Origin of the sequence: Streptococcus sp. SG2 (genome assembly GCF_030439925.1) — a bacterium.
Classification (GTDB): domain Bacteria; phylum Bacillota; class Bacilli; order Lactobacillales; family Streptococcaceae; genus Streptococcus; species Streptococcus gordonii.
On the sequence record NZ_JAQFJD010000001.1, the window covers coordinates 222,101 to 234,794 of the forward strand.

The following is a 12,694-nucleotide window of genomic DNA, read 5'->3' on the forward strand; positions in this document are numbered from 1 at the left end:
TTCAAAAAATTATTAGAAATTTGGAAAATGCTTTCATGTTCTATAAAATAGTGCTATACTATAAACAGATTGATTCTTTTGGCTGGGCAAAGAACCTTTTTTTTACGGTTCAAACGCCTGAAAAATGCAAAGGAGGTCAAAATGGAGAATCTAAAGAAGATGGCAGGTATTAAGGCTGCTGAGTTCGTGACAGATGGTATGGTAGTTGGACTTGGAACGGGTTCGACCGCTTATTATTTTGTCGAAGAGATTGGCCGTCGGATCAAAGAAGAAGGACTGCAGATTATCGCAGTAACAACTTCAAGTGTAACCAGCCAACAAGCAGAAGGTTTGGGAATTCCACTCAAATCCATTGATGAAGTTGACTTGGTTGATGTGACAGTTGATGGGGCAGATGAGGTTGATCCAAACTTTAATGGTATAAAAGGTGGTGGGGGCGCTCTCCTTATGGAGAAGGTCGTTGCAACACCGACAAAAAGCTACATTTGGGTAGTTGATGAGAGTAAATTGGTTGATAAGCTAGGAGCTTTTAAGCTTCCAGTCGAAGTTGTCCAGTATGGTGCAGAGCAAGTTTTTCGTCGCTTTGAACGTGCAGGTTACAAACCATCTTTTCGTCAGAAAGATGGTCAACGTTTTGTTACGGATATGCAGAATTTTATCATTGACCTAGATTTGGGTGTAATTGAAAATCCTGTAGAGTTTGCCCGTGAATTGGACCACATCGTTGGTGTAGTTGAGCATGGCCTCTTTAACCAAATGGTAGATAAGGTTATTGTAGCAGGAAAAGCTGGTGTTCAAGTTTTAGAAGCTAATAAAAGGAGGATCTTATGACAAAATTTAATCGTATTCACTTAGTAGTTATGGACTCAGTTGGTATCGGTGCAGCACCAGATGCTAACAACTTTGTTAATGTTGGAGTGCCAGATGGTGCTTCAGATACTCTGGGACATATTTCCAAAACAGTTGGACTTACCGTCCCTAATATGGCTAAGATCGGTTTAGGAAATATCGAACGTCCTGTTCCTTTGAAGACAGTTCCTCAGGAAGCAAATCCAAGTGGCTATTATACTAAACTTGAGGAAGTATCTCTCGGAAAAGACACGATGACTGGCCACTGGGAAATCATGGGACTAAATATTACTGAACCATTTGATACTTTCTGGAATGGCTTCCCCGAAGAAATTCTTACTAAGATTGAAGAGTTCTCTGGTCGTAAAGTTATTCGTGAGGCTAATAAGCCTTATTCAGGAACAGCAGTTATTGATGACTTTGGTCCTCGTCAGATGGAAACAGGCGAGCTAATTATCTATACCTCTGCTGATCCAGTATTGCAGATTGCTGCTCATGAAGAAGTGATTCCATTAGAAGAACTCTATCGCATTTGTGAATATGCTCGTTCTATTACTTTGGATAGACCTGCGCTTCTAGGACGTATCATTGCCCGTCCATATGTTGGTGAACCAGGAAACTTCACCCGTACTGCTAATCGTCACGACTACGCAGTATCACCATTCGAGCCAACTGTACTTGATAAGCTAAATGAAGCGGGAATCGATACATACTCTGTTGGTAAGATCAACGACATCTTCAATGGAGCTGGAATCAACCATGACATGGGCCACAATCAGTCCAATAATCATGGGGTAGATAATTTAGTTAAAGCATTGAAGGACGAAAACTTCAAACATGGCTTCTCCTTTACTAACTTAGTAGACTTTGATGCTCTTTATGGTCACCGTCGTAATCCACATGGCTATCGCGACTGTTTGGAAGAGTTTGATGCTCGTATTCCTGAAATCATTGAAAATATGCGTGAAGATGACTTGCTCATGATTACTGCTGACCATGGTAATGACCCTACCTACGCTGGTACTGATCATACTCGTGAATATATCCCTCTCTTAATTTTTGGAAAATCTTTAAGCGGTCATGGTCATATCCCTGTTGGACACTTTGCCGATATTTCAGCTACTGTTGCTGAGAACTTTGGAGTGGACAAGGCAATGATTGGTGAAAGTTTCTTAGATAAATTGGTGTAAGAAGATAGGACTAAGCTAATCAAAATAGCATCATAATAATAGGGTAGTAGGCAATAGAAATACCTTTGAGAATTAGTTTATTGCTTTATAAAACAATAGATAGGTGAGGAATATTAATGTCATTATTAGAAAAAATCAATGAAACAGCTGCTTATTTGAAAGGTAAAGGAGTTGAAGCTCCTGAGTTCGGTTTGATCCTTGGATCAGGTCTTGGAGAATTAGCTGAAGAAATCGAAAACGCAGCAGTGGTAGACTACGCTGAGATTCCAAACTGGGGTCGTTCAACTGTAGTTGGCCACGCTGGTAAATTAGTCTATGGAGACTTGGCGGGTCGCAAAGTATTGGCGCTTCAAGGCCGTTTCCACTTCTATGAAGGAAATCCGTTGGAAGTTGTCACTTTCCCTGTTCGCGTGATGAAAGTCCTTGGTTGTGAAGGGGTTCTTGTAACCAACGCTGCTGGAGGTATCGGATTCGGACCTGGTACATTGATGGCTATTACTGACCATATCAATATGACGGGTCAGAACCCATTGATCGGTGAAAACTTGGATGACTTTGGTCCACGTTTTCCAGATATGTCAAAAGCCTACACACCAGAATACCGCGCTACTGCCCATGAAGTGGCTAAAAAACTCGGTATCAAGCTTGATGAAGGTGTCTATATCGGTGTAACTGGTCCGACTTATGAAACACCAGCTGAAATCCGTGCTTACAAGACTTTGGGAGCAGATGCTGTTGGCATGTCTACTGTGCCAGAAGTAATTGTGGCAGCTCACTCAGGTTTGAAAGTTCTTGGAATTTCATGTATTACTAACTATGCTGCTGGTTTCCAAGAAGAACTTAATCACGAAGAAGTTGTAGAAGTCACTGAGCGAGTCAAAGGCAACTTCAAAGGATTGCTTAAAGCTATTCTTGCTGAATTGTAATGCCATGAAAATGCGTCTCCAAAGACTACCATACGGATTGCGCCTGCTTCTAGTGACTGTCGGATTGGGAATGGGAACAGGTCTGGTTGGAATTGCCTGCCATTATCTATTAGAAGGCGTACAATGGGTAGCATTTGGACAACATAGGTTGGACTTGCTACAACAATTTGAGCAAGCTGGTGGGGTCCGTAGGTTCCTAGTTTTGTGTACGGCAGGGTGTTTGGCGGCATGTTTTTGGTATGTCCTACAGAGACGCTATAAAATTCTGTCAATTCGAAAGCAAATTGAGTTGGTTGGAGATGTGAGTCCATCGCCCTTAGTCCAGATTCTTCATGCAGTTATGCAGATAGCAATTGTAGGGGCAGGCGCTTCTGTCGGAAAAGAAGGAGCCCCACGTGAGTTTGGGGCTCTTCTTGGGAGTTGCTTGTCTAGGGAATGTTCCTTAACTCTTAAAGATCAGAAAGTATTGATCGCTTGTGGTGCAGGTGCTGGACTCGCAGCTGTTTATCAAGTTCCATTTGCTAGTAGTTTATTTGTCTTTGAGACCTTAGGACTTGCCTATAGTTGGCAGAACTTTTTGCTGGTTTTGACTAGTACTTATCTGGCAACTTGGGTTGCTCGGCCCATTGTTGGTCATGATGCTATCTATCACTTGTCAACAGTCTCTTGGTCGGCCAGCAGTTTCTTGCAGGCTATCTTGATTGCTTTAATAGTAACTCCGTTGGCTCTGGTCTTTAGTTCTCTAGCCAAGTTGGCTAGTCGTAAACGACGGAAGGATGAGTCGATTCTTTGGGCTCTTCCTCTAGCCTTTCTAGTGCTGGGGGGCCTTGTATCCTTTTTCCCTATCTTTATGGGAAATGGTCAGGTACTAGCGCAAGCCTTGTTATCTCGCCAGCCGGTTCCCTATCTTCCACTGGCTCTTGCAATGAAGGGGCTTCTGGTTTATCTCCTCTTACGCAATGGTGCCTATGGGGGAACCTTGACACCATCATTTGCCTTGGGGATTGGATCTGGCTACTTAGTGACCTTGCTTTTGACAGTAGTTGGCATTCATCTGGATCCAGTTCTAGGAATGCTATTAGGAGCAACAGTCTTTTTAGGGACGACCTTACAAGCTCCTCTGACGGCTATTGCCCTAAGTCTTGGATTTACAGGTCAGGATTGGATTTTGACAATACCGCTTGTACTAGCGGCAGGAATGTCTTACGTGATTAGAAAGAGATGGGAGAAGGAACAATGAAGGTACATTTTGTACTGCATGAAACATTTGAAGTGCCAGGCGCTTATCTCAAATGGGCTCTGGAACGAGGTCATCACATTACAACAACAAAGGTTTACGAAAAAGAACCTCTTCCTGAAACAATTGACGGGATTGACTTTCTGATTGTCATGGGTGGTCCTCAATCTCCCGATGAGGATAGAGAAAACTTCCCATATTATGATCCAAAGGCTGAGCTTTCTTTTATGAAAGAAGCGATTGCTGCAGATATCTATATCGTTGGTGTTTGTCTTGGTGCGCAGCTTCTATCTGTTGCTTATGGTGCGAAGTATGAACATAGTCCAGAGCGTGAGATTGGTATTTTTCCAATAACTCTAACTGAAGCTGGTTTAAAAGACGAGCATGTCAAAATTCTCGGACCAACTCTAATTACCGGACACTGGCATGGTGATATGCCTGGGCTGACAGAGAATGCTGTTGTTCTTGCGACGAGTCAAGGTTGTCCACGTCAGATTATTCGCTTCAGTCCGAAACATTATGCCTTTCAGGCTCATTTGGAATTTGATCCAGAAGCTGTTGAACTATTAATTGCAGCGGATGGTGAAGAGGTCTTGGAAGACCAAAGCCAAAAATTGACCTTTTTCCAAAATCCTGAAGTCATTCGAGCTTATGATTATCAAGAAATGAATACAAAACTGTATGCATTTTTAGATTCATTGGTAAACTAGGAACTACAGAAAGGCAGAGCATTTGAGTTTGTAGTCAAACTCGGTCTAACTGTTCTGCGACATATTTAAATTTAAAATTAAGAAAGAAAGGTAGAGCAAGGTGTTCTAATTTGAACACGAGCGGAAAACTTTTCATAAGAATAAAAGAAAGGATGGGTAAACCGTATTTGCTGAACTGAATACGGGCGGAGAACTGTGTAAAAAAGATAAACTGTCTAGCATCTGCGATGCGTCGTCAGTTTCCTATTTTTACTTTGTTCTCTGTCGCTATCCTAAATATACAAAAAGAAAGGTAGAGTAAGGTGTTCTGATTTGAACACGAGCGGAAAACATGGAAAATAGATAATCTGACTGAGAAATCAGGATTTCTCGTCAGATTCCTAATTTTCAGTCGTTTTCTTCTCGCTCTTTGTATCATAAACTATGTCTATCCATATTGCTGCTCAGCAGGGTGAAATTGCTGATAAAATTCTTCTTCCGGGGGATCCCCTTCGTGCTAAGTTTATTGCGGAGAACTTCCTTGAAGATGCTGTTTGTTTTAACGAAGTCCGCAACATGTTTGGCTACACTGGTACTTATAAAGGTCACCGTGTATCTGTCATGGGAACTGGGATGGGAATGCCTTCGATTTCTATCTATGCGCGTGAGTTAATTGTTGACTACGGAGTGAAGAAATTAATCCGTGTGGGAACTGCGGGTTCTTTGAATGAGGATGTCCATGTCCGTGAATTGGTTTTGGCGCAAGCAGCTGCAACCAACTCAAACATCATCCGCAACGACTGGCCACAGTATGATTTCCCACAAATCGCTAGCTTTGATTTACTAGACAAGGCCTACCATATTGCCAAAGATCTCGGTATGACCACCCATGTTGGGAATGTCTTGTCTTCTGATGTCTTTTATTCAAACTACTTTGAAAAGAACATTGAGCTCGGTAAATGGGGTGTTAAGGCTGTGGAAATGGAAGCAGCAGCGCTTTACTATCTTGCTGCCCAACACCATGTTGATGCGCTAGCTATCATGACTATTTCTGATAGTTTGGTCAATTCAGATGAAGACACTACTGCAGAAGAACGTCAAAATACCTTCACCGATATGATGAAGGTTGGTTTGGAAACCTTGATTGCTGAAGCATGAAAGTAGATGTCAAAGAAGCTATTCTCTTTGCGATTTCCCGCTATGACTATGCTTATGCCCTTAAACTGGCTGAGCAAGCAGGAAAGTCTACCCAGTCTGACTTGGTTCGTCTTCTTAGGGCACTAGCAGAGCGAAGAGAGCTCAACATCCAATCTATCATGAATCTAAAGTTGGAAATCACTGGAATGAATTCAGCTGATTTTCAGCTTTTTTGCCATGAAAATGAAGCAGACGAGCAGCTGGCTAATTACCTTTATGACCTAGATGCAAAATTGAGAAATGAACAATTGATTGACTTTGTTCGAGCAGTTAGTCCGGCCATTTATAGGATTTTTATGCGGTTGATTCGCATGCAGTTGCCGGATATTGACGGCTATATTCATAATTCTAGAGAGGCCAGTTACGACCGTTGGAAGTTTGAGAAGATGAGGAATTCTGATAATCCTATTTTGCAAAATTTCCATACGGAAAGTACGGTCAACTCTTCTAGCTTGACAGAATTAATTTTACAATTAGGTTTCCCTGAATCTGTCAAGAAATCAGCAGGGCAGCTAAGAGAGTTAGAAAAGTCAGTCCGCAATCCACTGGCTCATCTTATCAGGCCTTTTGATGAGGAAGAATTGCACCGGACGACTGGTTTCTCGTCTCAGCACTTTATGGAGCTTCTGGTTGATTTGGCGCAGGAGACAGGCATAGTTTATCAGAGGGAGCCTTTTTACTTCGACCGAGCAAATGCGATCGTAGAAAGTCTCTTATAAGGAGTAGTAGGATGGATAAAATTGCAAGGCTGCAAGAATTGATTGACCAAAGTCAAAATATAGTCTTTTTCGGTGGTGCGGGTGTTTCGACTGAGTCTAATATTCCGGACTTTCGAAGTTCCGATGGGATATACAGTGTCAAGCTAGGACGGCATTTTACAGCAGAGCAGCTAGTTTCTCACACTATGTTTGAGCGTTATCCGCAGGAGTTTTTTGACTTTTACAAGAAGTACCTGCTCTATCCAGATGCTAAGCCCAATGCAGCTCATACCTACTTGGCGGATTTGGAGAAGGAAGGCAAGCTTAAGGCTGTAGTGACCCAAAATATCGATAGCTTGCATGAAATGGCTGGTTCGAAAAGGGTTCTCAAGCTTCATGGCAGTGCGGATAGAAATTACTGTCTGAATTGTCAACGATTCTATGATTTGGATGGTTTTCTGGCTCTGGATGATACAATTCCTCACTGTCTTGACTGTGGAGGCATTGTCAAACCAGATGTGACTCTTTATGAAGAACCTCTAGATATGGAGGTTTTTCAGCAGGCTGCTCAAGCTATCCATCAAGCGGACCTGCTGATAATTGGTGGCACTTCCTTAGTCGTCTATCCTGCAGCCAGCCTCATCCAGTACTTTTCAGGAAAGCATCTGGTCGTCATCAACAAGACCAGTATTCCTCAAGACAGTCAGGCGGACCTGGTCATTGAAGGGAAGATTGGCCAAGTATTTTCTCAATTAAGACAATAAAAGAACACCTGAAAATAGCCCAAAATGCTTTTTCGGGTGTTTTATATTTTCTACTGTTGGGAAGTTACTATATAAACTCATGTGACTATGTTATAATAAAATGTAGAGCCTAGGAGGTCTAGATGAAAAAATTAAAGAGAAAGCACAAAGTAATCTTAATTGTAATATCTTTTTTGTTGGTTACATTTATCAGCTTGCGTTATTATCTTAAGCCAGAATGGTTTGATTGGGAAAATCAATATTATACAGTATACAACTACAAAGTAAGTGAGATCAAACCTAAGAAAAAAGTAGTTAAGGATTTGAACATTGAATTTGTACATCAAATGAATGAAAAAGTACCCCAAAATCAAGATTTGACAGAGAAGATATTATCAAATTGGAATGAATATAATGAAAAACAAATTTTACATGTTACTTTTACCGATGGTAGTAAGTCAGAAATTCCCGTAGAAGAGACTTCTGAAATTGGTCCATCATTTAGTGCCAATTTGTTAAATGATTCTATTTATCAAAAGTTAAGTTTTCGTTTTCCGGACTTTAAGTTGCCCGATAACAAGAGAACTAGCAATCTTATAGACATATTATTATTTCTTTATGAGGGCGATACTCTTTATCAGGTTCCAGAAGTCAGCAGTGAGATTTCTTACCAATTAAAAAATCCTAAAACAGGAGAGAAGCAAACGTATTTTGAATATGGGAATAAACCTGATTTTAGTTTGACTCCTATTTTTTTTACTAGTTCGAAAAATAGTTTGGATGATAAATTAGATTTTTTTGAAGATTATCAAAAGCAGCATAAGGGTAACTACTGGGATAGAAAGTATGATTTTTATAACAATAGATTAACTCATACTTCAAATCACTCTTACCCCAGAATCTTCTATTCAGACGAATTTACTAACTTACCTCTAAGTGTTAGCACGACAGGGAGTCAGTTTAAAATGACCATTACGCATTCTTATATTGTAGAGCAAATTAATGATCATGACTATAAGGTCAAGTCAAGCTCAAAAACCTATACAGATGAAAATAAATCTGAATACATTGCTGAAGTTTTATATCAAAATAAAAAAGAATCCAGGTAGCTTAGAAAATATCTGGATTCTTTCATTTTAAGGATATAATTTCATGAGAGGCGATTTAAATTCACTTGAAATCGTTGAAATATTATTGTAACTGGTTCGACTATTAAGTGTTTCTATATCCTCTCTATTTATTGTAAAACTTATAGATTTTTCTTCTGGTTCTTTCTGCGGGGTCTTTTTAATCATAGTTGGTATCTCAGTAATAATCTTCTTGAAGAGTTTTTCATAATCACTACCTAGCTCTTTTTTTAATTGGTTTTCTCTCTCATCTATCCTTTTATTTAACTCTTCCATATCAGGCTTACCCCACCTATACCTAATAGTATATGAATATTTATCATCACTAGCCTCTGTCATTTCGATACTGTAGTTTTTCCAATTTTTTATAAATGCATCCCAATATGCTTGAACAATAGCTTTATTTTCCTTATCTGATGGAGTATAGTATGGTGAGATATTAGCATACTATACTATCTGAATTATATTTAATAATATTTTCAGTTAATTCGTCTTTTATTCCATTTTCTAAATATTTTTTTACATAAGCTTTAACAATCTGATCATCTTTTTTTAGATATGATTTTTTTGAAGGGGTATCAAAATTGACGCTATAGTTAGTATTGTTATCATCATTATATACAAGTCTATATTTAGTATTTGCTTTTCCTTTGAACCAAATTTGAATATCATTACTTGAATATTCAGCAAAAGTAGAACTAAAGTCAATTATAGGGACTTGCTTTCCGTTATTATCATAAATATTAAAATCTGATTTAGAAACATAATCAACTTTTTTTATATTGAATTTTACATAAAAATTGTTTTCAGCGTCTTCTAGGTTTTTAACAGAATTCGTAGTGTTAAAAAAACCACTGTCACTATTTTTTATAGTGATGGTTAGCCCAGGTTTAATCAAAGTAGGGATAGGGTGTATATTGAAGTAAATGATTATTCCAAGAAAAAGGGTAATACAAATCCAAGATATTTTAAGTAGGCGTTTTGATTCCATTTAATCTCCTAATAGCGTTTATCTATTTATCAAACTTCACTTCCTCAATCAAATATTCTATAAATCGTTCTCCCATTTTAGATAGGCTGGCTTTTTCATGTTTGATGTAGACTAGCTCGATTGGGTCATCAATATCAAGCGGAATAGAGACAATGTTGTCACCATTGAGGTTGCTGTTGAGGATACCAGTAGCAATCGTGTATCCGTCCAGACCAATCAAGAGGTTAAAAAGAGTAGCTCGGTCACTGACTACGATAGACTTTTTATGGTGTTCTTGGGAGAGGATTTCCTCAGAAAAGTAGAAGGAATTATGGGTCCCTTGGTCGTAGCTGAGATAAGGGAAATTTTCTAAATCTGACAGTTGAACCAATTTTTTCTTAGCCAGAGGATTGGACTTGCTGACAAATATATGGGGCTGGGCGGTGAAGAGATGAGTTGCAACTAGATGATTATCATCTAGCATTTTGGATAGGACATCACGATTATAACTGTTGAGAAAGAGGACACCAATTTCACTGCGGAAGTTTTTAACGTCATCAATGATTTCCCAAGTACGAGTTTCCCGAAGAAATAGCTCATATTTTTCCATATCACTTTTCTTAAGGAGGGAGACAAAAGCATTGACTACAAAAGCATAGTGTTGGGCAGATACGCTGAAGAGTTCGCGATGGGCGACAGGGTTCTTGTACCGTTCCTCTAGAAGTTGTGTTTGCTCAACCACTTGACGAGCATAAGATAGAAATTCCATGCCATCTTTGGTCAAAGTGATTCCCTTGGGATTGCGAATGAAAATATCAATCCCCATCTCGTTTTCGAGGTCCCTCACAGCATTAGATAGGCTAGGCTGGGTAATAAAAAGTTGCTTGGCAGCCTCATTCATGCTGCCAGTTTCGACGATTTTGATAATATAGTGTAGTTGTTGAATTCTCATAGGACTATTTTATCATAATAGGATTGACAAAACATCTATTTAGTTGTAGAATATGATAAATTTAAACCTTTAATCAAGTCCAGTGAGGCTGCAAGGTAGGAAAAACGATATAAGAGGCAATTGACTGCCTTGTTTTTTGCGAAACCTTGCTGTGGCGAGGTTTTTTCTTGTAGAAAGTGAGGTTGTCATGGTTAGTGACAGTTGCAAAAAGAGATTTGGTAAGATTATGCTGGAACAGATGGAACTGCTAGAGCAAGTAGAAATTGCACCTAATATTTTTTCCATGCTCCTAAAGGGCCAAATGGTCAGCCAGATGCAGGCTGGGCAGTTTTTACATATTCGGGTACCAGATGACAGCAAGCTTTTGCGCCGGCCGATCTCAATCGCAGAGATTGATCGTGACAATCTTACTTGTCGCATCATCTATCGGATAGAAGGCGGCGGGACGGCTATTTTTTCTCAACTGCCAGTCGGCTCGTTTCTTGATGTTATGGGGCCTCAGGGCAATGGCTTTGATTTGAGCCCTGTAAGGACAGGTGACCGAGTTTTGATAATCGGTGGTGGGATTGGTGTCCCTCCCCTGCTTGAGGTTGCTAAAGAATTGCATGCTAAGGGAGCTCAAGTGACAGCTGTTCTGGGATTTTATGATAAATCTGCTGTTATTTTGGAAGCAGAAATGAAAAAATACGCTGATGTCATTGTCACGACGGATAATGGTTCCTATGGTCGCAAGGGCTATGTATCAGCGGTGGTAGATGAGATGACCCAAGACTATGTGGCTGTCTATTCTTGTGGAGCGCCAGCTATGCTTCAGTACGTCGATCGTAAGTTTCAGGATCATCCGCATGCTTATCTCTCCATGGAATCTCGTATGGCGTGTGGTATGGGTGCCTGCTATGCTTGTGTCGTTCATGTGGCAGGTCAGGACGAGTCAGTCAATAAGCGGGTTTGTGAAGATGGTCCGGTCTTCGAAACGGGCACGATTATTGTCTAGGAGGAAAAAATGAGTGATAAACGTTTAAGAGTTTCCTTGCCAGGCTTGGACCTGAAAAATCCAATTATTCCAGCATCAGGTTGCTTTGGTTTCGGTCAAGAATATGCCAAATACTATGACTTGGACTTGCTGGGTTCTATCATGATAAAGGCTACGACTTTGGAGCCCCGCTTTGGCAATCCCACTCCGCGTGTGGCAGAAACGCCAGCTGGAATGCTCAATGCCATCGGTCTGCAAAATCCAGGTGTTGAGGCTGTTCTAGCTGAAAAACTGCCTTGGTTGGAAAAACATTATCCCGACCTTCCAATCATCGCTAATGTAGCAGGTTTTTCCAATCAAGAATATGCCACAGTGGCTGGGAAAATTTCTCAAGCCCCTAATGTAAAGGCTATTGAGCTCAATATCTCCTGTCCTAATGTTGACCATGGAAATGCTGGGCTTTTGATTGGTCAAGTTCCAGAGTTGGCTTACCAAGCAACCAAGGCAGCAGTAGATACTTCTGATGTACCTGTCTATGTCAAATTAACTCCGAGTGTGGCTGATATTACTCAGGTAGCCAAGGCCGTTGAAGATGCTGGAGCTGCTGGATTTACCATGATTAACACCTTGGTAGGTATGCGATTTGACTTGAAGTCACGCAAGCATATTATCGCTAATGGCACAGGTGGTATGTCGGGTCCAGCTGTCTTTCCGGTAGCGCTCAAGCTGATCCGTCAAGTGGCGCAGGCAAGCAAACTTCCTATCATTGGTATGGGGGGAGTTGATTCGGCGGAGGCTGCTCTGGAGATGTTTATAGCGGGCGCTTCAGCTATTGGAGTGGGAACTGCCAATTTCACAGATCCATATGCCTGTCCGACCATCATTGAAGATCTGCCTAGGGCGATGGATAAATACGGCATCGAAAGTCTTGAAAGCTTACGAAAAGAAGTTCGAGATAATTTGCTTTAAAGTTACATTTTTGCTTGACAATCTTGCTGTGAAATTATAGAATGAACTAAATATAACCTTTAAAGAAGTCCAGAGAGGCTACTAAGGATCATACGTTTGAATGGCAAATTCTGCCACATTTTCGTGTAACCTTGCTCTCAGGCAAGGTTTTTTCTATATTTTCGAGTCTAGTGT

Annotated in this window: 14 protein-coding genes; 11 read left to right on the plus strand and 3 right to left on the minus strand. The window is 40.4% G+C overall.

What is annotated here, in order from left to right; all coding sequences use genetic code 11:
- The first annotated feature begins 141 nt into the window (after positions 1-141).
- The 9 genes from rpiA (at position 142) to PCY09_RS01120 (ending at position 8,638) form a co-directional block, all read left to right on the plus strand.
- Complete coding sequence (gene rpiA, locus PCY09_RS01080) at positions 142-831, plus strand: ribose-5-phosphate isomerase RpiA (RefSeq protein WP_125397124.1); 690 nt, start codon at positions 142-144, stop codon at positions 829-831.
- The gene (locus PCY09_RS01085) at positions 828-2,039 is read left to right on the plus strand and encodes a phosphopentomutase (RefSeq protein ID WP_125397125.1); all 1,212 of its coding nucleotides are present in this window, start codon (positions 828-830) and stop codon (positions 2,037-2,039) included. Before rpiA ends, PCY09_RS01085 begins: the two co-directional genes overlap by 4 nt.
- A gap of 116 nt (positions 2,040-2,155) precedes the next feature.
- Positions 2,156-2,965: a purine-nucleoside phosphorylase gene (locus PCY09_RS01090; RefSeq protein ID WP_125397126.1), complete on the plus strand. Its 810-nt coding sequence runs from the start codon at positions 2,156-2,158 to the stop codon at positions 2,963-2,965.
- 4 nt (positions 2,966-2,969) lie between these two features.
- Complete coding sequence (locus PCY09_RS01095; RefSeq protein ID WP_185760622.1) at positions 2,970-4,205, plus strand: chloride channel protein; 1,236 nt, start codon at positions 2,970-2,972, stop codon at positions 4,203-4,205.
- The gene (locus PCY09_RS01100) at positions 4,202-4,912 is read left to right on the plus strand and encodes a type 1 glutamine amidotransferase (protein WP_125397128.1); all 711 of its coding nucleotides are present in this window, start codon (positions 4,202-4,204) and stop codon (positions 4,910-4,912) included. The genes PCY09_RS01095 and PCY09_RS01100 overlap by 4 nt, the downstream gene beginning before the upstream one ends.
- 423 nt (positions 4,913-5,335) lie before the next feature.
- Positions 5,336-6,049, plus strand: a complete 714-nt coding sequence (gene deoD, locus PCY09_RS01105; protein ID WP_061602360.1) for a purine-nucleoside phosphorylase — start codon at positions 5,336-5,338, stop codon at positions 6,047-6,049.
- The gene (locus tag PCY09_RS01110) at positions 6,046-6,807 is read left to right on the plus strand and encodes a hypothetical protein (protein WP_061602361.1); all 762 of its coding nucleotides are present in this window, start codon (positions 6,046-6,048) and stop codon (positions 6,805-6,807) included. The genes deoD and PCY09_RS01110 overlap by 4 nt, the downstream gene beginning before the upstream one ends.
- An 11-nt stretch (positions 6,808-6,818) precedes the next feature.
- Complete coding sequence (locus tag PCY09_RS01115) at positions 6,819-7,550, plus strand: NAD-dependent protein deacylase (protein WP_061602362.1); 732 nt, start codon at positions 6,819-6,821, stop codon at positions 7,548-7,550.
- Between the two features lie 122 nt (positions 7,551-7,672).
- Positions 7,673-8,638, plus strand: a complete 966-nt coding sequence (locus tag PCY09_RS01120; RefSeq protein ID WP_061602363.1) for a hypothetical protein — start codon at positions 7,673-7,675, stop codon at positions 8,636-8,638.
- Between the two features lie 27 nt (positions 8,639-8,665).
- Here the strand turns inward: PCY09_RS01120 and PCY09_RS01125 are convergent, their stop codons facing one another.
- The 3 genes from PCY09_RS01125 to PCY09_RS01135 all read right to left on the minus strand — a co-directional run bounded on the left by PCY09_RS01125 (position 8,666) and on the right by PCY09_RS01135 (position 10,578).
- Positions 8,666-8,932 (minus strand): hypothetical protein, encoded by a 267-nt coding sequence (locus PCY09_RS01125; RefSeq protein WP_227250295.1) that lies wholly within the window; start codon positions 8,930-8,932, stop codon positions 8,666-8,668.
- A gap of 163 nt (positions 8,933-9,095) precedes the next feature.
- Positions 9,096-9,647, minus strand: a complete 552-nt coding sequence (locus tag PCY09_RS01130; RefSeq protein ID WP_227250296.1) for a hypothetical protein — start codon at positions 9,645-9,647, stop codon at positions 9,096-9,098.
- A 22-nt stretch (positions 9,648-9,669) separates the two neighbouring features.
- Positions 9,670-10,578 (minus strand): LysR family transcriptional regulator, encoded by a 909-nt coding sequence (locus PCY09_RS01135; RefSeq protein ID WP_061585546.1) that lies wholly within the window; start codon positions 10,576-10,578, stop codon positions 9,670-9,672.
- Positions 10,579-10,765: 187 nt separating this feature from the next.
- Here PCY09_RS01135 and PCY09_RS01140 point away from each other — a divergent pair, with 187 nt between their 5' ends.
- On the plus strand, positions 10,766-11,572 hold the full coding sequence (locus PCY09_RS01140) for a dihydroorotate dehydrogenase electron transfer subunit (protein WP_125397129.1): 807 nt from the start codon (positions 10,766-10,768) through the stop codon (positions 11,570-11,572).
- A gap of 9 nt (positions 11,573-11,581) precedes the next feature.
- Entirely contained in the window at positions 11,582-12,520 is a 939-nt protein-coding gene (locus tag PCY09_RS01145) for a dihydroorotate dehydrogenase (RefSeq protein ID WP_125397130.1), read from the plus strand.
- Positions 12,521-12,694 lie beyond the last annotated feature (174 nt).

What these genes read in the sequence shown, in the direction of transcription:
- rpiA (WP_125397124.1), top strand. Translation starts at nt 142, where the DNA reads ATGGAGAATCTAAAGAAGATGGCAGGTATTAAGGCTGCTGAGTTCGTG.
- PCY09_RS01085 (WP_125397125.1), top strand. Translation starts at nt 828, where the DNA reads ATGACAAAATTTAATCGTATTCACTTAGTAGTTATGGACTCAGTTGGT.
- PCY09_RS01090 (WP_125397126.1), top strand. Translation starts at nt 2,156, where the DNA reads ATGTCATTATTAGAAAAAATCAATGAAACAGCTGCTTATTTGAAAGGT.
- PCY09_RS01095 (WP_185760622.1), top strand. Translation starts at nt 2,970, where the DNA reads ATGAAAATGCGTCTCCAAAGACTACCATACGGATTGCGCCTGCTTCTA.
- PCY09_RS01100 (WP_125397128.1), top strand. Translation starts at nt 4,202, where the DNA reads ATGAAGGTACATTTTGTACTGCATGAAACATTTGAAGTGCCAGGCGCT.
- deoD (WP_061602360.1), top strand. Translation starts at nt 5,336, where the DNA reads ATGTCTATCCATATTGCTGCTCAGCAGGGTGAAATTGCTGATAAAATT.
- PCY09_RS01110 (WP_061602361.1), top strand. Translation starts at nt 6,046, where the DNA reads ATGAAAGTAGATGTCAAAGAAGCTATTCTCTTTGCGATTTCCCGCTAT.
- PCY09_RS01115 (WP_061602362.1), top strand. Translation starts at nt 6,819, where the DNA reads ATGGATAAAATTGCAAGGCTGCAAGAATTGATTGACCAAAGTCAAAAT.
- PCY09_RS01120 (WP_061602363.1), top strand. Translation starts at nt 7,673, where the DNA reads ATGAAAAAATTAAAGAGAAAGCACAAAGTAATCTTAATTGTAATATCT.
- PCY09_RS01125 (WP_227250295.1), bottom strand. Translation starts at nt 8,932, where the DNA reads ATGGAAGAGTTAAATAAAAGGATAGATGAGAGAGAAAACCAATTAAAA.
- PCY09_RS01130 (WP_227250296.1), bottom strand. Translation starts at nt 9,647, where the DNA reads ATGGAATCAAAACGCCTACTTAAAATATCTTGGATTTGTATTACCCTT.
- PCY09_RS01135 (WP_061585546.1), bottom strand. Translation starts at nt 10,578, where the DNA reads ATGAGAATTCAACAACTACACTATATTATCAAAATCGTCGAAACTGGC.
- PCY09_RS01140 (WP_125397129.1), top strand. Translation starts at nt 10,766, where the DNA reads ATGGTTAGTGACAGTTGCAAAAAGAGATTTGGTAAGATTATGCTGGAA.
- PCY09_RS01145 (WP_125397130.1), top strand. Translation starts at nt 11,582, where the DNA reads ATGAGTGATAAACGTTTAAGAGTTTCCTTGCCAGGCTTGGACCTGAAA.